Annotated in this window: 17 protein-coding genes and 2 CRISPR repeat arrays (1 of these 19 running past the window's edge); of the genes, 13 read left to right on the top strand and 4 right to left on the bottom strand. The window is 49.6% G+C overall.

All coding sequences use genetic code 11. From position 1 onward, the window contains the following. Window positions 1–7: 7 nt before the first annotated feature. Both CWC22_RS22795 and CWC22_RS22790 read right to left on the bottom strand, forming a co-directional pair. The gene (locus CWC22_RS22795; protein WP_125564674.1) at window positions 8–454 is read right to left on the bottom strand and encodes a DoxX family protein; all 447 of its coding nucleotides are present in this window, start codon (window positions 452–454) and stop codon (window positions 8–10) included. Window positions 455–603: 149 nt separating this feature from the next. After that, window positions 604–1503: a LysR family transcriptional regulator gene (locus CWC22_RS22790; protein ID WP_138538484.1), complete on the bottom strand. Its 900-nt coding sequence runs from the start codon at window positions 1501–1503 to the stop codon at window positions 604–606. A 33-nt stretch (window positions 1504–1536) separates the two neighbouring features. On the opposite strand from CWC22_RS22790, the gene CWC22_RS22785 reads away from it, so the two are divergent. Continuing rightward, window positions 1537–2457: an SDR family oxidoreductase gene (locus CWC22_RS22785; RefSeq protein WP_230090669.1), complete on the top strand. Its 921-nt coding sequence runs from the start codon at window positions 1537–1539 to the stop codon at window positions 2455–2457. Window positions 2458–2464: 7 nt separating this feature from the next. Here the strand turns inward: CWC22_RS22785 and CWC22_RS22780 are convergent, their stop codons facing one another. Beyond that, window positions 2465–3658, bottom strand: a complete 1194-nt coding sequence (locus CWC22_RS22780) for a GGDEF domain-containing protein (protein ID WP_125564678.1) — start codon at window positions 3656–3658, stop codon at window positions 2465–2467. 390 nt (window positions 3659–4048) lie between these two features. Between CWC22_RS22780 and CWC22_RS22775 the strand changes: the two genes are divergently transcribed. The 5 genes from CWC22_RS22775 (at window position 4049) to CWC22_RS22755 (ending at window position 7542) form a co-directional block, all read left to right on the top strand. Beyond that, window positions 4049–4714 carry a hypothetical protein gene (locus tag CWC22_RS22775; RefSeq protein ID WP_138538483.1) on the top strand — a complete coding sequence of 222 codons (666 nt, stop codon included), beginning with the start codon at window positions 4049–4051 and terminating at the stop codon, window positions 4712–4714. Window positions 4715–4826: 112 nt separating this feature from the next. Then, the gene (locus tag CWC22_RS22770; protein WP_138538482.1) at window positions 4827–5819 is read left to right on the top strand and encodes a phosphatidylinositol transfer protein; all 993 of its coding nucleotides are present in this window, start codon (window positions 4827–4829) and stop codon (window positions 5817–5819) included. 202 nt (window positions 5820–6021) lie between these two features. Continuing rightward, complete coding sequence (locus CWC22_RS22765) at window positions 6022–6696, top strand: porin (RefSeq protein WP_138538481.1); 675 nt, start codon at window positions 6022–6024, stop codon at window positions 6694–6696. Between the two features lie 147 nt (window positions 6697–6843). Then, entirely contained in the window at window positions 6844–7098 is a 255-nt protein-coding gene (locus CWC22_RS22760; RefSeq protein WP_010379919.1) for a hypothetical protein, read from the top strand. 9 nt (window positions 7099–7107) lie between these two features. After that, window positions 7108–7542 carry a hypothetical protein gene (locus CWC22_RS22755; RefSeq protein ID WP_125564685.1) on the top strand — a complete coding sequence of 145 codons (435 nt, stop codon included), beginning with the start codon at window positions 7108–7110 and terminating at the stop codon, window positions 7540–7542. Window positions 7543–7797: 255 nt separating this feature from the next. Next, a CRISPR array of direct repeats spans window positions 7798–9672; the repeat unit is 32 nt; unit sequence GTCGCGTCCTTCACGGGCGCGTGGATTGAAAC. Window positions 9673–10048: 376 nt separating this feature from the next. Here the strand turns inward: CWC22_RS22755 and CWC22_RS22750 are convergent. Next, complete coding sequence (locus CWC22_RS22750; protein ID WP_138538480.1) at window positions 10049–10345, bottom strand: hypothetical protein; 297 nt, start codon at window positions 10343–10345, stop codon at window positions 10049–10051. A 101-nt stretch (window positions 10346–10446) separates the two neighbouring features. Here CWC22_RS22750 and cas3 point away from each other — a divergent pair, with 101 nt between their 5' ends. The 7 genes from cas3 to cas2 are packed head-to-tail and all read left to right on the top strand — an operon-like array spanning window position 10447 to window position 18493. Next, a complete protein-coding gene (gene cas3 / locus CWC22_RS22745) occupies window positions 10447–12930 on the top strand; it encodes a CRISPR-associated helicase Cas3' (protein WP_138538479.1) in 2484 nt (827 codons plus the stop codon). A 32-nt stretch (window positions 12931–12962) separates the two neighbouring features. Further along, the gene (gene cas5c / locus CWC22_RS22740; protein ID WP_138538478.1) at window positions 12963–13667 is read left to right on the top strand and encodes a type I-C CRISPR-associated protein Cas5c; all 705 of its coding nucleotides are present in this window, start codon (window positions 12963–12965) and stop codon (window positions 13665–13667) included. Next, window positions 13664–15634, top strand: a complete 1971-nt coding sequence (cas8c, locus tag CWC22_RS22735) for a type I-C CRISPR-associated protein Cas8c/Csd1 (RefSeq protein WP_138538477.1) — start codon at window positions 13664–13666, stop codon at window positions 15632–15634. Before cas5c ends, cas8c begins: the two co-directional genes overlap by 4 nt. Before the next feature lie 18 nt (window positions 15635–15652). After that, window positions 15653–16522, top strand: a complete 870-nt coding sequence (gene cas7c, locus CWC22_RS22730) for a type I-C CRISPR-associated protein Cas7/Csd2 (RefSeq protein ID WP_138538476.1) — start codon at window positions 15653–15655, stop codon at window positions 16520–16522. Between the two features lie 2 nt (window positions 16523–16524). After that, complete coding sequence (cas4, locus tag CWC22_RS22725) at window positions 16525–17160, top strand: CRISPR-associated protein Cas4 (RefSeq protein WP_138538475.1); 636 nt, start codon at window positions 16525–16527, stop codon at window positions 17158–17160. Continuing rightward, a complete protein-coding gene (gene cas1c / locus CWC22_RS22720; protein ID WP_138538474.1) occupies window positions 17157–18188 on the top strand; it encodes a type I-C CRISPR-associated endonuclease Cas1c in 1032 nt (343 codons plus the stop codon). Before cas4 ends, cas1c begins: the two co-directional genes overlap by 4 nt. An 11-nt stretch (window positions 18189–18199) precedes the next feature. Next, a complete protein-coding gene (gene cas2 / locus CWC22_RS22715; protein WP_046007370.1) occupies window positions 18200–18493 on the top strand; it encodes a CRISPR-associated endonuclease Cas2 in 294 nt (97 codons plus the stop codon). Between the two features lie 196 nt (window positions 18494–18689). After that, window positions 18690–20528: direct repeats of the CRISPR family, unit length 32 nt; unit sequence GTCGCGTCCTACACGGGCGCGTGGATTGAAAC; it runs 235 nt beyond the window's last position.

Raw genomic sequence — 20528 nt, 5'->3', positions numbered from 1 at the left:
ACTGGTTTTAAGCCAGCTTGCCTTTAACGATTGGCTGAGAGGTCAGAATTTTTTGGTCGATACTGAATTTACCCGCACCATAGGCCGCCAGCGCCAAGAAACCACCTGCCATCGCAACATTTTTGAAGAACATAATAAACTGTATTTGATCTGCCAGGTCAAAGTGGAACAACAGCGCACTAACCAGACTAAACCCAGCGAATGCAATGGCTGTCAGGCGAGTAAGCAGGCCACCCAGTATCATCAGACCACCGATTAACTCAAAGGCAATGACCAGTGGCAGTAACTCGCCAGGCAGGCCGCTTGATGCCATATACTGTGCGTTGCCTTCAAAGTACTGGATCTTGTTCATCGCTGCGAGAATAAAGATGGCTGACAAGCCAATGCGTGCAAGCAGTGCAGCAATATGAGACAGCGTTGTGTTTTGGTCGAATAGTTGAATTAATTTAGTCATTACCGTTTCCTCAAGTGCGTAATATTTAGGCCAGGGCTTGCGGGGCAGGTGTTCAGTTGTTTTCCCCTCAGCCGATATGAAACAGTATAAATTCGTTTTTAGTTTTTAAAATTTCTAAAAATCGCACTAACCATTCTCTTAAATAGAATTTAAAGGTGAAATAGCGACTCAGAGAGTAAAAAGTCAATGACGGCCCGGGTACGTTGTGGCACCTGACGACGAGACGGGTAAACCAGTGAAAACACCAGCGGTTCGCTGTGCAACGATTCACAGAGTGTGACTAACTTGCCATCGCTGATCTCCTGTTGCACGGTAGAAGGCAGTAAGGTTGCTACGCCAAGCCCACTCACGACCATTTGCTGCAATAGGTAAGGTGAATTACAACTGTGATGTTGGAGGGGTTGGATCACCACCGGCTCCTCATTATCAAACAGCATTTGTGCGCCCTGCTCGGCGGTTTGTTTGAGCATCAGCCAGGGCATGGCCTCCAGCTCAGCCACTGTGTTGGGCATGCCATACTGTGCCAGCAATGTGGGGCTGGCAAACAGGGCCAAGCGCTCCTGATGAAGAATGCGTGCAACCAAAGATTCATCACGAATAAAGCCAATCCGAATAGCCAGGTCAATTTGCTGTTCAATCAGGTCGAGCGGGTTATCATCGACATTCAAATCCAGGCTAATCTTCGGATAGCGCTGTGCCAGTTTGTCGAGCTTGGGCAGAATAAACTTATGCGCAATGTCGTGATTCATGGTCAGCGTGACTCGGCCACTGGGCTCAGTATCCGTCAGATCCGCTTCTATATTTTGTAATATGCCGTCTAACTGACGGGCATGTTGCAGTATTTTTTCTCCTTCCTGGGTCAGTTTTAACTGACGTGTACTGCGTTGCAACAAGCGTACATTCAATTGCGATTCTAACTGAGACACTTGTTCACTTACTCGTGAGCGACTGGAGTGTAAACGCCGTGCGGCGGCTGCAAAACTGCCGCTGTCAATCACCGTTGCAAAGATAGCCAGTAATTTCAGCGAGCCATGATTAATTGTAATCATTTTCAGAACACTTCATTTTGTAATGACCATCTTATGATAACAGCCATTTTGCCAGACAATAAGCCCATCAACATGAAACACAGACAGTGGAGAGATAATATGATTGCAGTAACAGGTGCAAATGGTCAGTTGGGTCGGCTGGTGATCGCGGCTTTACTAAAGCGTGTTCCGGCGTCGCAGATAGTGGCACTGGTACGCGACCCGGGGCAAGCCGAAGCGTTAAGCCGTCTTGGAGTAACACTCAGAACAGCAGATTACGATCAGCCACAAACCTTGACTAATGCTTTGAAGGGTGTAAGTAAGTTATTACTTATTTCGGGTAATATGATTGGCCAACGGGTACGTCAGCACAGCGCGGTTATTCACGCAGCGAAACAAGCAGGTGTGGCGCTGTTGGCTTATACGAGTATTTTGCATGCCGATAAGTCACCCATGCAACTCAGTGATGAGCATCGGGATACTGAGCAGTTGATTAAAGCGTCGGATGTGCCTTATGTGTTGTTGCGCAATGGCTGGTATAACGAAAACTACAGCGCAGGGATTGCTGGCAGTATTGCTGCGGGTGCCATTGTCGGTGCAATGCATGAAGGGCGAATTGCCAGTGCTGCGAGGGGGGATTATGCCGAGGCAGCAGCTGTGGTACTGACCGAGCCGGACCATGCTGGCAAAACCTATGAGCTGGCGGGCGATCAGAGCTTTAATTTACAGGCACTGGCTGACTTGGCCACTGAGCTAAGTGGCAAAACCGTACTGACAAACTATGTGTCTGAACAACATTATGCAGATTTTCTGACTCAGCTGGGATTACCGGCCGGATTTGCGGCGTTGCTGGCTGATGCTGAAGCTCAGGCGAATGCGGGCTGGCTGTATGAGAATAGCGGCACACTGGGTCGCCTGATAGGTCGGCCAACTACGACCATGCTTGAGAGCCTGACCTATCAGCTGAACGCCTAACGGTAAATCAGGGCGTTTCTTCGAGCAGGCTCAGTGCCATGCTGGCTACTTTCACGCAGTTTCGTCCGGCATGTTTGGCATCGTACAGGGCTTTGTCTGCCTGATTTTGGGTGGTTTCGAAGCCCGGCAGGCTGATCTCGCGGCTACAGGCAATACCTATGCTGATGGTCAAAGGAGTATCACCTAACCCCAGTTGCAGACTTTGTTGTGCAAAGGCATTTTGTAGTTTGTTTGCACAGGTTGCCGCCATGTCGGGTTGCATATCAAACAGGACCAGGCAAAATTCTTCGCCGCCCCAGCGTGCCAGCAGATCGGCACTGCGAAAGTGTGTTTTGAGCACATCGGCAATGCAGACAATAGCGCGGTCACCGCTTTGGTGGCCGTACAGATCGTTCACGCGCTTAAAATGGTCGAGATCTATCATCATGACGGTGAGTGAGTCACACTTTCTTTTGCTCAGCGGCAGCAGCTCGTTGAGTTGTCTGGCTAGCCCACGGCGATTGAGCAGTCCGGTCAGCAGGTCGTGATTGGCTGCAAATTCCAGCGCCTTTACAAAGCGCCCTGCACTGAGTAGCAATAAAATCGGCGCACCGGCCAGGATCCCCAGCAAAGCCGCAACCCAGGTATAGCCAGCTACCCAGTTGAAGGCTTCTCCGATTTGTGGCAGGTTGCCCAGCGCACCTTGCAGGGTATACATAATCGAGAAAAAGACCTCCAGACACACGATCCCGATAGCGATCCTGGCGGCCAGAAATTCGTTTCTATCCTGACGTGCGTGCTTGTAAAGCACCCAGGCATAATGGCAACGTACTGCTATCAGCCAAATGCCAATAAGTGTGATGCGGAGTTCTCGCTCAGGAAAGACGGTGGCTGTTAGCCAGGAGATCAGCAATACAGGTAGGATCAGCCAGGCTATTTTTTGTTTTGACGGGGTTCGTTCGACGAATTGCCAGGTGCCGATCAGCCACGCTGAGTGCCCCAGTATAAGGAAGGTATTAAAGGTTAAAACGCGCCATTGAACATCCAGGCTTTGCATGCTCAACTGTGATAAATAGGCAAAGGAAAGTAGCAACATAGCCAGGGACCAAACTCGGGTGCCGGTGATGGTCTGGGTCATTTTCGAGATCACAAACAGCAAAGTCGCACCAGTAAGAGACGCAATCCACAACGACAGCATCAGTGTAAGATCATGAACCTGCATTAAATCGACCTATGTGTACTCCGGTTGCTGCCTGCACTCTGGTACGTGTGTTCAGGCGTATTATGAGACTTTCCTAAGCTTCAAGCATAGCACCAGCAGGCTCAGATGCGCACCATCTGTGTGAAATTTAGCCCTTTCATTAAAGAATCCAGCGCATCGGCAGTTTGGCGAATGTAAACAAAGGTAAATAGTGTTTCCTTTTTAACATATTGATATTAGTTTAATTATGTACACGGGCGGTGCTGGCAGCCTGTACTGTTATTAATCTCACTTGATAAATACTGGCAGAGCAATTAATGTTCCCATTAGTACTTCATTTGTTAATTTATTGATATGTTGAAAGTGTTCACTTACATATTAATGGGCGTCGTTGGGTTGGTGTCATGTGTTATGTTGCTGTTTTATGGCAATGAGCAGACTCTCTCAGACGGTCTGGGCACGTCGGGCAAGCAGGTAAGCGCGCCACTGAACGTGACCGAACTGCAACTGGCCATTACGCATGAGCCAGCAGTGATGACGGCTGCCCAGCATAACAGTGGCGTGAGATTGCCACAGCATGAATTACAAAGTACCTACTACACCATCAACAAAGAGTCACAGCACGCCAGAGCATTCTTCAAGTCGGGTACCACAGTTCCCTATGAATTGTATGACGAAGCGTATGTGGAGCTGGACGTAAAAAGCATCCGCACCCTGGAGATGGGTGATAGCTTTGAGTTTTTAATTCCGCAGACCCAGGAAAAGATCTGCTCTGAAATCATAGACATCACCGAAACAGGGCAGGAGAAACGACTCACAGGTCAGGTGGGCAAACAACTAGATGAGCGCTCCTACGTTTATCTGACCCTGACTGATGATGTGATTTATGGACAAATCCAGCTGCCAAGTGGCAATTATATCTTTGAATCTTATGGACAATATGCCTGGGTAGCCGCTAAGCGCAATATCCACTCGACCCCGTTAAAAAGCTTGTCTGCGCACAGCCAGGCGCCCACAAAACCCCAACCAGACAGCACCGCAGAGCCAGCAAAACCCAAAGTCGTCTTTACCCGGTGACGATAGGACGATACTTTGCTGTTAAAACATTTGCTTTTATGAAAAGTTTGCGTTAATAAAAATGTAATCTAGAGTATATATTCTTGCCTCGAATTAAACGACGGGAGTATGTATGAAGTTATCAAGGTTGACTCATATCACAGCTAAAGCGGTTGCTATTGCAGCCGTTGCATGTACTTTTGGCGCACAAGCACTGCCAAAATGTCCAGAGCCAAGCTGGATTGAGCAAAATTATGCTAAACCTAATGTGCCCAGTGCGGGCTATCGCAACGGTCTTAATCGTTTTATTACCTGGTTGCCGAGTTTTCATATGATCCACGATGAAGTGGTGGCTGAAGGTAACAGTGTTACTGTAACTGCAAAATTTGATTACGGCGCGATTGCACACAAAGATCTCGAGTTTGAAACGGTACGCTTTTACTTGCGTGCTCAGCAGGACAGTGACTGGCGCTATCTGGGTGAGGCCGTGACCAACAGCGACGGCAAAGCCAGTGTCACACTGCCAGCAATGAATGCCGGACAGTACCGCATTTATGCTGCGGTGCCTGCGGATGGAAGCGGTACCGAAGGATTTGTGACAGTCATTCAGCCAAATACGCAGGCGGTCTTGTTCGATATTGATGGTACTCTGACCGAATCCGATGCTGAACAAATTGGCGATTATACCGGTATTGACCGCGCCGATGAAAAAGAAGGCGCTTATAGCCTGGTGCGTCGATACCTGGACCTGGGTTATCAGCCTGTTTACCTGACTGCCCGTGTTTACTGGTACGCCAAAGGTACCCGGGATTGGTTAAACTGGATGGGTCTGCCGCGTGGTTTTTTACGTACTTCTTTAAGCAATGAAACCAGCTTATTCAGAACGGCTGAATATAAGATTGAGCAGATCCAGCAGTTACAATCGCAGGGCCTGAATATAGTGCGTGCGTATGGTAATGCAAAAACAGACGCCGAAGCCTTTATTCGCGCAGGGCTGGGCGCACAAAACAGCTTTACAATAGGTCCGGACGCCGGTCATTACGGCACCACTGCTATTACTAATAATAGCTACAATGTACATATTACCGATGAGGTTGATACCTTTCCAGCAGCGCAGTGTGAGTAATATTTAAACCAGGGCCATCATCTTAGCTGGCCCATATTCTGCTCAATCAGAGTAATTTCATTCCCATTTTGCTTATTTATCAATCTCTTAATGCGTATATCCTGTACATTTTAGAACAAATATTTATAATGCGCGCAGCTATATTCGGACCATAACAGGTCCGGTAGTCAGTATTTTTTGAGATAGAGTAAAAAGGAAAACGATGAAGCAGTTATCTCTTGTGGCTGGATTAGCCACGCTTTTGGCTGGTGCGCCTGCGGTGGCTCACACGATTAACTTTGATAAAGTGGAAGTGGGTTATAAGCGCTTTAGTGTAAACGATAGTGATATGGCCAACGATACGCTTACCGGTGTAAATCTGGCAGCAAGTAAGCGCTTTGAAAACTACTATGTTGAAGGGCGCTACTATAGTGTAAGTGATTCATTTGGCAATAGTTATCGATATGATGAAAGCTACTCTTTTAATGCTAACTATGAGCTGGATCTTGACCAGTTTACACTTGGCGCGGGTTACATTCACGAATTGGATGAAACCTCTTTGTTTGATGTGAGTTTTCATATTGGTAAAGTGGATCTGAAAGCTCAGCTTGACGTCACGGAAACATACCAGGCTGGAGTATACCAACGTAACTCCTCTGCTTCCGATGATGACGACATCTATCGTCTACGTGGTCAATATCAGACGCGAGTGCTGGAAAATATTGAATTAAAAGCAGGACTTGGCTACGAGAAAACCAGCGGTGAAGATGGTGATAGCAACCCGCTTTTCTTTGTGGGTGCGGGCTACCACTTTAACACCATGTTCTCGGTAAATGCAGAATATCGCAACGTTGACGACTACAACACGTTGGACGTCAACTTTAGATACAGCTTCTAATTGCATACTCGAGTATAACTAAAAGGCCAGCCATGTGACTGGCCTTTTTTGATCCTGAACAATGAGGGAGTTGTGCATTGTTTTGTTTGCACCCCTTTCCTTATTCCACTAATATTGGAGGAAATCCGGAAACTTTTTGGAGTAAATATGGCAGACAGTAAAAAAACTGAAGTACGCTTTTCCGTCGATGCAGATTATCTGGCGCAGCTACAACAACGCTTAGGATTAAAAAAATCCAGCGATTTGACCAAAGTTGCACTCACTCTGCTGGACTGGGCTTCTGACGAAGTGGTGCATGACAGGGCCATTTTATCGGCAGACAAACAAGGCAAAGATGTACATCGGCTCGTCATGCCTGAACTCAATAACATCAACAAATCAAAGCCGAGCGCACAACACTAGGTATACAGGATGACAGGTAACGCACAGGACAGCGACCAAAACCACACACAATCACCATGGCAAAACCTGGACTTAAGCTCCGCCCAGGACTCGTCGCCTATGGAAGCCCCGGTCTCCGATCCGGAGCCATTGACAGGTAAAGAAAAAGCCGGTGTGAACCTCACCTGGGGGATCATTGCGGTATTAATTGGCTTCCTGCTCATTATTCTCAGCATTTTTGTGTGGGGCGAAATCCGCTTTTTTAACGCCATCACCACCAACCCAAACAACACACTCAGCGCCGAACAAATGCAGGCCAAACTTGAGCTACTTGCAAACCAGCGCGCCACCTTCCGCGCATTCTGGTTCGACACGCTCCAGCTGATCATACTCAATGTGCTCTTTCCAACCCTCACCGCACTACTGGGCTATGTGTTTGGCACCAGCAGGAATAATGGGGCTTAGATAAGGCCCCTGTTCCTGGATAAATATGTTTATCAAAGTCTATATTTAATCGCTAAAAAATCTGAAAAAATGAAAGGGAGCGCTAACCCTTAGTTCTCATGAAAACCCCGGTAGGTTAGCGCTCTTATATGTTCTTTAAAAATAAGGATATTTTTACAGTTGATCTGCTTAGAACTGGATTGATTTGCAGCTTTTGCCGAGGTTAGCGCAAAACCGACAATTTTGCTAAGCTAGCTGTGCCTTATAGTTAAGGCAGTCGCGTCCTTCACGGGCGCGTGGATTGAAACTATTGCTTGCGGGATAGGCTTAAGCTCACCCTTTGTCGCGTCCTTCACGGGCGCGTGGATTGAAACAGCGATCCCTTCCTGCTTTATGCCCAATTCACCTGTCGCGTCCTTCACGGGCGCGTGGATTGAAACCCAGCCTCGTCAATGTGCTGGGATACGCCCTCACGTCGCGTCCTTCACGGGCGCGTGGATTGAAACAGGCTAATATATCCAATGGTCGAGACTGGTACGAGGTCGCGTCCTTCACGGGCGCGTGGATTGAAACATTTGTGGGGTGCTGATGGTGAGCAATGGGCTGGTCGCGTCCTTCACGGGCGCGTGGATTGAAACTATCTATTGTTTTATCCATAATGCGCCACCTGCGTCGCGTCCTTCACGGGCGCGTGGATTGAAACAATCAGCTCGGCATTTTTAAGCCTCAAGGCTCTAGTCGCGTCCTTCACGGGCGCGTGGATTGAAACACCCACTGGTGTAGCTGTGTCATTATCACGGCCGTCGCGTCCTTCACGGGCGCGTGGATTGAAACAGCTACAGTTTGGAGCAAATGGTGTAACGAACAGTCGCGTCCTTCACGGGCGCGTGGATTGAAACATTAGCCGCAGCCGCTAATGAACTGTTGAATGAGTCGCGTCCTTCACGGGCGCGTGGATTGAAACAAGAAAATGTTTGCTTACTAGCCGATGTAACACGTCGTCGCGTCCTTCACGGGCGCGTGGATTGAAACGTCTGAGCATTAAAAACGCCGCATTACGCGGCGGTCGCGTCCTTCACGGGCGCGTGGATTGAAACCCGCTTATATTCATTAAAGATGATAGGTTTATGCTGTCGCGTCCTTCACGGGCGCGTGGATTGAAACAGAAAATGGCGTAATAGCGGAATCAAATGGGCAGTCGCGTCCTTCACGGGCGCGTGGATTGAAACTCCCTTACAACCCTCTCTTGCATTTTGTTCATAGTCGCGTCCTTCACGGGCGCGTGGATTGAAACTTAAAGAGTGAGAAATCATCAACCGTATCAAGAAAGTCGCGTCCTTCACGGGCGCGTGGATTGAAACGTACTATTTTGCTAACATAGAGACTGGCGTTAAAGTCGCGTCCTTCACGGGCGCGTGGATTGAAACTCAAACACCTCCTCAGATGGCGAGACCGTCAACGGTCGCGTCCTTCACGGGCGCGTGGATTGAAACGTTGACCGTTGACTCAAGCTTTTTGACAGCCTCGTCGCGTCCTTCACGGGCGCGTGGATTGAAACCCTTCATCAACAATGACCACATAAATTGGCACAGGTCGCGTCCTTCACGGGCGCGTGGATTGAAACACGACAAAACAGGATAAACCAGCCTGACTCGGCGGTCGCGTCCTTCACGGGCGCGTGGATTGAAACATGTGGATGTATGAGTTGTTTCTATGGGACATAACGTCGCGTCCTTCACGGGCGCGTGGATTGAAACTGGATATACGGCAGCCAGCCAGATACCAGAAACTGTCGCGTCCTTCACGGGCGCGTGGATTGAAACGGCGAGCGTTACGATTGGAACACCGCCATATACGTCGCGTCCTTCACGGGCGCGTGGATTGAAACAGCGAACCAGGGTGCGCGGGTTATATGACCTATGGTCGCGTCCTTCACGGGCGCGTGGATTGAAACGTCGTCCGCACCATAGTGTAAAGCATCAATCAGGTCGCGTCCTTCACGGGCGCGTGGATTGAAACAGTTGCTGTCACACCTCGCCCTTTTTATACTCAAGTCGCGTCCTTCACGGGCGCGTGGATTGAAACAGAGTACGCGCGGTTAATCATCTGGGTAACAGTGGTCGCGTCCTTCACGGGCGCGTGGATTGAAACACATCAGCTAAAATGATGCAGGGCAATTCATCCGTGAAGCATCGCTCCTTCGGTCATCCGTGACCTCACCTCAGCAAGCTGCGAAACGGTGTTTCGGTCTTGCTTCGCCCTTCACGGGCGCGTGGATTGAAACACATCAGCTAAAATGATGCAGGGCAATTCATCCGTGAAGCATCGCTCCTTCGGTCATCCGTGACCTCACCTCAGCAAGCTGCGAAATGGTGTTTCGGTCTTGCTTCGCCCTTCACGGGTGCGTGGATTGAAACGCATCAACTGACTAGCGCGGAGCAATTCATCCATGAAGCATCGCTCCTTCGGTCATACATGACCTCACCTCAGAAAGCTGCGAAACGGAGTTTCGGTCTTGTCCTGTAAATTAAGGTAATCGGGATTTTGTCTCGGGTGATTCTGGACTGAGTGGCTGTTCAGCTAAGAACCACAAAGTTCCCAGCACCATTAGTAGCAGGCCAATAAGAAGCACGAATAAGCTCAGCAGCAGAGTAAAAATAGCCGCCAGAATCGGAGCACCAAACATAGCACTGAGCCACTCATATTGTGCCGTCAGGTAAACCCAACAGAATAACAGACACCAAGGGAGCAAAGTGCCGGGCTTCAACAAGCTTGTGACCCAGCTATCCAGTTTGTTTAGAAGCTTTTCAGGTGTTGCCGTCATTGTTTTAGATCACATTTTAATTTAAAAATTTACTCATTTAATTTACATTTTTAGCTGTATAGGCAAAATAAACAATAAATTAAGCGCTAAAAAGGAGTTTTATGCCATTTATTGCCCACCCCGCAGCAACAGGAAGCGAACATCAAAGCGTCCTTACTCATTTACGCTCAGTCAAAGTGCTGGCTGAAGCCTCAGCCGAGAAATTTGGTTATGCAAAAGCCGGTGCCTTGATTGGCTTGTTACACGACTTTGGTAAGTATAGCGCTGCTTTTCAGGGTTATATGGACGATATTATTACCTTAAAGCAGGCTCATGCTAACCCCGATTTGGACGAGGATATTGAATCCCTGGCAAGAACGGTGAAGGGACAAAAAGGAACAATCAATCATTCCACCGCGGGTGCGCGGTGGCTGGCTAAGCATCTTATGCAGATTGCCCCTGTGATTTTCAAAGAAGACAGTTCACTGAGCCAATACTGCATGGTCGTTGTGCAGGGGCTGGCTTTATGTATTGTGTCTCACCACAGTGGGTTGATCAATTGCCTGGCCGAACCAAGTGGCGGTTTACTGAAAAGGTTAGATCAAGGAGAAGAAGTTACACACCTTGACGAATGTATTAAAAATGCGGACCCTGAAGTGCTGAATGAGGCTCGCAAGCTGGCCAGTTATGACTTTTTAAAATCGGCCGCACAGGCGCTTAAAACCAGCCTCAGCCCGCACTGCTCAAATAAAATAGAGCATGACTTTTATCTGGGCATGTTCGTTAAACTCTGGTTTAGCTGTTTAATTGATGCCGACAGAACAGACAGCGCCGATTTCGAAACACCCGGCAATCAACCAGCGCGTCATACACAAGCAGACTGGCACATAGCCTGTGCGCTGTTGGAGTCAAAAATTGCCGGGTTTGATACAGAGGGCATTAATCAGATTCGTGCGGCTATCTCAGCGAATTGCCAACAAAAGGCGTTGGGCCAGCAAGGGATATACTGCCTTACCGTGCCGACCGGGGGAGGAAAAAACCTCGCCAGTCTCAGGTTTGCCTTACACCATGCTAAACAACACCAGCTCGACCGTATAATCTATGTGATCCCTTACACCTCAATTATTGAGCAAAATGCCCAGGCAGTCAGGGACGTTTTTGGTGATGAGCTCGGTGAGCAGTGGGTGCTTGAACATCATTCAAATCTGGAGCCCGAAGTGCAAACCTGGCGCACCAAACTGGCCTGCGAGAACTGGGATAAACCCATTGTATTTACCACTATGGTGCAGTTTCTTGAGAGCCTGTTTGGTGGCGGAACTCGCGGCGTAAGACGTTTGCACCAGCTGAGCAAGGTGGTACTGATCTTCGATGAGATCCAGACCTTACCGATTAATTGTGTTCACCTGTTTAATAACGCCGTGAACTTTCTGACCCGGCACTGCGATACAACGGCCGTGATGTGCACCGCGACACAGCCATTACTGAACAAACTGCCTGAGCGGGTAAAGCCGCGTGGTGAACTGGCGCTTAACGTCGACAATGAGCTGACTCCGGATATTTCTATGCTCTATCAGGCACTGGAGCGTGTTACGGTTCGCAACCTTGTGCGGCCTCGGGGCTGGGACGAAAGTGAACTCACAGCACTTATTGCAAAACAGCTTGAATCTAATACCAGTTGCCTGGTGATTGTGAATACCAAACACTGGGCTAAAGCCTTGTATCACGCACTCAATGAACACTTAGCCTGGCCGGATGGTATTTTTCATCTCAGCACAGATATGTGCGCGGCGCACCGTAAAGCTAAGCTTGACGAAATAAGGTCGCGTCTGGACGACGGCTTACCTACCTTATGCCTGTCAACGGCATTGATCGAAGCGGGCGTTGATGTCGACTTTAATACCGTGGTGCGTTTTTTAGCGGGCCTGGACTCTATTGCGCAGGCAGCCGGGCGTTGTAACCGCCATGGCAGACAACAAGGCATGGGTGAAGTATTAGTGGTGAATCCGCACAAAGAAAACCTCAACAGGCTGGTGGACATCAAACAGGGCGTTGCAGCAACTAAGTATATTCTGGATGCGGATGACTTTGATGAGGCTAAGCTGTTGTCGCCCGAATACACCACGCGTTACTTCGATAAATACTTTTATGAGCGCTGCGATGAAATGGGTTACCCAATAGGTACGCATGGATTTACCCAAGGCCAGAGCCAGCTGGTTGACCTGCTCAGCAGGAACGAAAAGAGCATTGACAAGTCGCGACTTGCGATCAGGCAGGCATTTATGGCGGCGGGTAAAGCGTTTAAGGCAATCAACGCGCCCACGCAGGGGGTGATAGTGCCGTATGACGATACAGCTAAAACGCTGATCAGCGCGCTGCTGGCGCTCGATAAACGCTTTGATGCGGCGCAGTATCGTACATTGTTACAACAGGCACAAAAGTACAGCGTGAATGTGTTTACCCACAAGTTAAAGCAGTTGCTTGATAGTGAGGCGGCCTACCCGATAGCAGAGGGAGAGCCTGTGTACTACCTGCGGGATGATCATTACAGCAGTGAGTTTGGATTGAGTTTAGAAATCTGTGGTGAGCAGGAAGGTTTAGTCCTCTAGCGCAACACGGAAAAACGGAACAAGGAGATAGAATGAAAAACAGTATCAGTTTTCGCTTATGGGGGCGGCACGCGTTGTTTTCCGATCCCATTACCCGGGTGGGTGGCGAAAAGTGTTCTTACCATATCCCCACCTACGAGGCCATTAAGGGCGTACTAAAATCCATTTACTGGAAGCCCACGCTGGTCTGGCATGTTGATAAGGTGCGGGTAATTAAGCCCCTGAGAACGCAAACCCGAGGCACTAAGCCATTGAACTGGGGGGGTGGTAACAGTCTGGCCTATTACACCTTTTTGCATGACGTTGAATACCAGGTTCTGGCGCACTTTGAATGGAATGAACACCGTCCTGAGCTGGCTCAGGATCGTGTTGACGGTAAGCACTTTGCCATTGCTAAGCGGATGCTGAACAAAGGCGGTCGCCAGGATATTTTTCTGGGAACTCGTGACTGCCAGGGCTATGTGGAACCTTGCGAGTTTGGCGAAGGTAAAGGCGCATTTGACGACACAGACGAACTGGGCTTTGGTCTGATGTTTCATGGCTTCGATTATCCGGATGAAACCGGTAAGGACGAATTACGAACCCGCTTTTGGCATGCAGTGATGAAGAACGGTGTGATCGATTACCCTACACCCGCGCAGTGCCCGGTAAATCGTTACGTGCGTGATATGGAGGCCAAAGCATTTGAGCTGAATAGCAATATGCAACCGGTGGCGAGTACGGAGGATAGCCTATGAGCTGGCTTGTAAAACTATACGACACCTACGAGCAGGCACAGCAAAGATTTGCTGATGCGCCGCTGGATGAGCAGATCATGCCCATCAGCCACACACCGCAGACGGCACATATTCATGTGCGCCTGAACGGGGATGGCGCGTTTTTGGGGGCCGAAGTCCTGCCGGAAAAAACACAAATTGTGTTGCCTGCAACTGAAAAGTCTGCGGGCAGAAGTAGTGGTTTATGTGCCCACCCTTTGGCAGATAAAATCCAATATACTGCCGGTGACTATGAAGCGTTTGGCGGTATTAAAAAGCCAGGGTTCGATTTATACCTGACCCAGCTTAAAGCCTGGGCAGACTCGGAATTTTGTAAACCCCCCTTACAAGCGATTTTGCGTTATGTAGAAAAAAGAACACTGGTTGCTGATTTAGTTGAGCAGGGTGTATTGCATGCACAAGATGGCACGCTCCTGACTGAGTGGTCAGGGGAGGGCGACACTCCTGCATTACTCAAACTGCTGCCAAAGCAGCAGGGTAAAATTGATCAAGGCGCTGCGCTGGTGTGCTGGAGTGTAGAGCAACCGGGCGAGCTGCAAAGTAAAACCTGGCTGGATCCTGAATTGCAACAAAGCTGGATTGCGTTTGATGCACAAAACGGCGGCAACGCAGCACTGTGTATGGTGACTGGCGAGGAGTTACCTGCGTCTGATAATCATCCTGCTAAGCTCAGGCACAGCGGCGACAAGGCCAAACTGATCTCTTCAAATGATAGCAGTGGCTATACCTACAGAGGGCGCTTTAGCAGCGGACATGAAGCCAGTTCGGTCAGCTTTGAAGCCACCCAGAAAGCGCATAATGCGCTGCGCTGGTTACTGGCAAGGCAGGGCCATAGAACCGGCGATCAGGTTTATCTGGCCTGGGCGATATCAGGTAAAGCCGTACCGGACCCGGCTGAGCAGGACTGGTTAGACTGGATGACAGTCAAGCCTGAAGTAGATCACACAGTGGACCTGGGTGAGCGCTATGCTAATAATCTGAACCATTACTTTAATGGCCTGACAGGGCCTGAGCAGCTCGAAAAAAACGAGCAAATCGCCATGATAGGGATTGATTCAGCAACCCCCGGACGCATGGGGATTTTGTACTATCGAGAAACCGTGGCGGAAGATTTTCTTGCCCGGCTAAAACAATGGCAGCTGGACTTAGGCTGGTGGCAGCGGGTTAAGCTGGATGACAAAAACAGCGGCTGGCGGATCTGTGCCCCGTCGTTATACCGGACACTCGATGCCACTTATGGGGATGTGCTGAAATCCTCTGAAAGCCTGAAGAAAAACCTGGTGGCCCGGCTCTATCCCTGCATCGTCGAAAGCAGCCCAATCCCCAGAGACATTATGAACAATGCATTTCATCGCGCAGTTAATCGGGTGGCTTATAAGAGCGATCAGAACTGGCTGTGGGCGCAAAACCTGGGGGTCGCCTGTGCGCTGATCCGAGGTTACTACAAGCGTACAAAAATCAAATCTGAACAAAAGGATTACGAGATGGCACTTCAAGAAGACTACAAATCACGCGACTACTTATTTGGTCGCTTGCTGGCAGTGGCCAACAAGATTGAACAAATTGCATTGTCGATAGGCGACAGCAAGCGAATGACCACAGCAGAGCGATATATGAACCGCTTTGTGAATAAACCCAGTTCAACCTGGCTGACCATAGTATCGGCTTTGGTGCCCTATCAGCAGCGTATTTTTGCTCATTATGGTGAATCGTTCGAACGGGTATACACACTAAAGCTGGCGCAAATTACAGATTTATTTGCTGAGGTTGAGCAGTACAACTCAGACAAAAAACTATCGCCGGAATTCTTGCTTGGTTTTCATAGTCAGATGATGTGGCTGGAGCTGCACTCGCCTGTGAAAGGCCAGTGGCAGCCCAAAGCAACCAACAAAACCGAACCATCCTCACCACAAACCGAATCAGTTTAATTTTAAAAGGAATGAACCATGAGCTTAACGAACAAAATTGACTTTGCCCTGATCTTTACCGTTAAAAATGCTAATCCCAACGGCGATCCGCTGAATGGCAACCGCCCAAGAACGGACTACGATGGTTTTGGAGAGATCACCGACGTGTGCCTTAAACGCAAAATTCGCGACCGTTTACAAGAAGCGGGTGAGAGTATCTTTGTTCAGTCGGACGAAAAGAAATCCGACGGCATGCCGAGCCTGAGAAGCCGCGCCGAATCAGACGAATTTGGGGTAGGCAAAGACACCTTTAACAGCAAAAAAACGCCGGTTGATACGGCGGCTAAAATTTGCTGCGAAAGGTGGCTGGATGTGCGCGCGTTTGGGCAGGTCTTTGCTTATAAAGGCAGTGGCAGCGATGGCGTATCCATTCCGGTGCGTGGTCCGGTGACGATACAAAGTGCATTCAGCCTGGAGCCGGTGAGTATTTCCAGCACCCAGATCACCAAAAGTGTCAGTGGTGAAGGCGATGGCAAAAAGAAAAGCTCAGATACCATGGGCATGAAGCACCGGGTTGATAACGCAACGTATGTTGCCTTTGGTGCGATGACGCCTCAGTTAGCTGAAAAAACCGGCTTCAGTGATGACGATGCCGACAAGCTAAAGGCTGTGTTACCTCGTCTGTTTGAAGGCGATGCCTCTTCGGCACGCCCGGAAGGGTCTATGGCCGTTTCTCACCTTATCTGGTGGCAACATAACAGTAAGTCGGGCCAATATTCTTCTGCCAAAGTACACCAGACACTGCGCAGCCATATTGAAAATGGTGAGTCGCTTGATACGTCGGCACTGAACGACGCCTTGCTCAGTGCACTGGAAGGGTTAGAGCCGCAAGTGATCGAAGGGTTTTGATCATGCACTCGGACGTAGCTGATCGTCGCTCTGTGGCGATCTCTGCGTTGCAGCACTATCTATTTTGCCCCCGGCAATGTGCGCTGATCCATCTGGAACAGGTATGGCAGGAAAACTTTCTGACGGCCCATGGTCGTCAGTTACATGAGCGAGTAGATAGTGGCGCGCCGGAGTCGCGCAAAGGCGTGCGGTTTGAGCGGGGTATCACCGTGAATGCGCCCAAGCTTGGCTTGCATGGTCAGCTCGATTTGCTGGAGTATCACACCAAAAGTAGTACCTACTTGCCGGTTGAGTATAAGCGGGGCAAACCCAAAGCCACCAATGTGGATAAAGTGCAATTGTGTGCTCAGGCACTTTGCCTTGAAGAAATGATGGCGACTCAGGTAGAAGTGGGCGCGTTGTGGTACTGGCAAACGCGTAAACGTTTAGAAGTTGAAATTGATGCTGCGTTGCGAGCTCAGACCCTGGCATTGCTTGAGCAAATCCAAAACCTGTTCAGGCAAGGCCGAACACCCCAACCCGAGTATGGTAAACACTGTAAATCCTGCTCTTTGTATGAGTTATGCCAGCCCAAGCTGATGCAAGGGGACAGATCAAGTGCCTATGTGTCGGCTATGTTCAATCTGGATGAAAAATGAAGAAACTCCAAAACAGTCTGTATATCACCAAAGACGGTGTTTATTTGCATAAACAGCGAGAAACCCTGCTGATTGAGCAACGCACCGAGGGAGTCAAAGAAAAGTTGATGCAGCTCCCCATTCACTCAATTGGCAGTATTTTTTGCTTTGGTAATATTATGGTTTCTCCCCAGCTGCTGGGGTTTTGCGGTGAGAGCGGCACGCATCTGAGCTTTTTTGATATGCAGGGACGGTTTCTGGCAAATGTGGTGGGTAAACAAACCGGCAATGTGCTGCTGCGCCGCCAGCAATATCGGGTGGTCGATCAGGCATCGACCGAGATTGCCAGGTTGATAGTCAGCGCGAAAGTGCGTTCAAGCAGAACCTTTTTACAGCGCCATCGTCGCAATCACGGCGACAGCGACAAGCTGAATAAGGCAATCAATCGACTCAGACAGATCTTAGAACAGCTGGAAGTACAGCTTGATTATGAGCAAGTGTTGGGTATGGAAGGGGAAGCCGCTGCACATTACTTTGCCGCTTTTGCTGATGTGATTAAAGCGAATCAAAATGGCAAGTTATTCAATGGCCGCAGTCGAAGGCCACCTAAAGATCCCGTTAATGCCGTACTTTCGCTGCTTTACTCTGTGCTCGGGCAGGAAATAAGTGGTGCATTGCAAGGTGTTGGTCTCGATCCTCAAGTGGGGTTCTTACATAAGGAGCGGCCGGGGCGCGATAGTCTGGCACTTGATCTGCTAGAAGAATTTCGGGCACCGCTGATAGATACTCTGGTGGTGACCTTATTCAACCGTGGGCAGCTTTCAGATTCTGACTTCACAACCGATAGCGTAGGTGGTGTAACGCTAAAAGATGAAGCCAGAAAGCGAGTTTTTCAGGCTTATCAGAGTAAAAAGCAAGAAGAGATCCGGCATGAATTTTTACAGGAAAAAATTCAGTTGGGTTTATTACCGCACGTGCAGGCCATGCTACTGGCTCGGCATATTCGAGGCGACCTAGAGTGCTACCCGCCTTTTTACCTGAAAAAGTAAGGATATACACTATGATGGTATTGGTGACTTATGATGTTTCTTTTGAGAGCGAAGATGGACAAAAACGCTTACGTAATCTTGCCAAGGTCTGCCTGGATCATGGAGTGCGTGTACAGTACTCAGTATTTGAGTGTGAAGTAGACCCGGCACAGTGGGTGAGTTTTAAGGCTAAACTATTAAAAATCTATGACCCACAAGTCGACAGCCTGAGATTCTATAAGTTAGGTAAAAACTGGCACAATAAAGTGGAACATCATGGCGCCAAAGCAGCCATTGATATTTTTCGTGATCCACTCATTCTTTAATCCCCAATTTGATTACCTCAGCGCTAACCCCTGGTTCTCATAAAAACCCCGGGAGGTTAGCGCTTATGTATGTTCTTTAAAAATAAGGCTATTTTAAATTAGCGCTGGCTTGGCAGTGTGTTTGACCATGATTTTTATCGAGGTTAGCGCAAATCAAGCATTTTTGCTAAGCTGGCTGGGCCTTGGCAACAAGGCAGTCGCGTCCTACACGGGCGCGTGGATTGAAACGCCGATGATGTCTGTCAGGGATTTGTCTGTGGTAGTCGCGTCCTACACGGGCGCGTGGATTGAAACACGACAAAACAGGATAAACCAGCCTGACTCGGCGGTCGCGTCCTACACGGGCGCGTGGATTGAAACTTCGATTTTCTGTGGCACAGAGCGGTATTCAGCCGTCGCGTCCTACACGGGCGCGTGGATTGAAACTGCCAAAATTCAACGGCCGTGATATCCGCTCTATGTCGCGTCCTACACGGGCGCGTGGATTGAAACAGAAATCTGGGATAGAGCCACAGGGCGCGGGCTGTCGCGTCCTACACGGGCGCGTGGATTGAAACCATTACACTGCGATTCAGCGCATCGGCTATCACGTCGCGTCCTACACGGGCGCGTGGATTGAAACGCGACTGATCGTTGTATAGTCCGGTGCCACCAGTGGTCGCGTCCTACACGGGCGCGTGGATTGAAACGTTGTTGTGTGACCCCGGGTCTTAATGACTTTGCGTCGCGTCCTACACGGGCGCGTGGATTGAAACAGCACAGACTCAGCACTGATCCCAATGCCGTCAGAAAGTCGCGTCCTACACGGGCGCGTGGATTGAAACGGCGCAATCAAAGCAGCCTGCGCCTTCACCACCTGTCGCGTCCTACACGGGCGCGTGGATTGAAACATCAAATGGCTGTAGAGGTGGAGGAAGGCCACAAGTCGCGTCCTACACGGGCGCGTGGATTGAAACGCCTATCCAAAATAACAAATGAAATACACCTGCTGTCGCGTCCTACACGGGCGCGTGGATTGAAACGAGTAGTGAGAAAGAGTCCACCAGCCTATTAAATAGTCGCGTCCTACACGGGCGCGTGGATTGAAACACCTCAACCGGGTTGAATGAACCAATGATCAGGGTCGCGTCCTACACGGGCGCGTGGATTGAAACCAGTTTACCAGTCGCCCGAGCGAGGTGTTGAGCGTCGCGTCCTACACGGGCGCGTGGATTGAAACCCCCCGGATGGCGGCCCATAGTGATAAACCCTGAACGTCGCGTCCTACACGGGCGCGTGGATTGAAACTCAAACCCCGCCAAATCGGTGCAACATTTTATTGTCGCGTCCTACACGGGCGCGTGGATTGAAACCAAAAACTACAACACATTGTTTATTAGTCACTTTGTCGCGTCCTACACGGGCGCGTGGATTGAAACAGCGGTGGGCCACACAGTGATGGCTCTGCCACAGGTCGCGTCCTACGCGGGCGCGTGGATTGAAACCTGCTCTACCGCCTCAATTTTGCCACTGAATCGGTCGCGTCCTACACGGGCGCGTGGATTGAAACAGGGTGTTTCCGGCAATGCCGTTGGCCGTTACCGTCGCGTCCTACACGGGCGCGTGGATTGAAACAGCAATTGGCAACAGTGATGAGCAAACAAACAGGTCGCGTCCTACACGGGCGCGTGGATTGAAACCTGCTGTTGAGTAAAATTTCAATTTGTTTAAAAGTCGCGTCCTACACGAGCGCGTGGATTGAAACTGGCAATGGTTTGAAACGCCTCAGTCAGCACTTCGTCGCGTCCTACACGGGCGCGTGGATTGAAACCATATGGACAGATTTCTTTACTAGCCCATCATGGTCGCGTCCTACACGGGCGCGTGGATTGAAACAATGGGCCGCTGGTCGCTGTTGGCCTGCGGCATATGTCGCGTCCTACACGGGCGCGTGGATTGAAACTAATCCTCCGAATAAAATTATACAAATATTACCTGTCGCGTCCTACACGGGCGCGTGGATTGAAACCTCATCGGTCTCGCCGGGGTTGGGTTT

It is taken from the genome of Pseudoalteromonas rubra (genome assembly GCF_005886805.2).
In the GTDB taxonomy this organism is placed as follows: Bacteria; Pseudomonadota; Gammaproteobacteria; order Enterobacterales; family Alteromonadaceae; genus Pseudoalteromonas; species Pseudoalteromonas rubra_D.
This window is presented reverse-complemented; position numbering and strand designations above follow the sequence as displayed.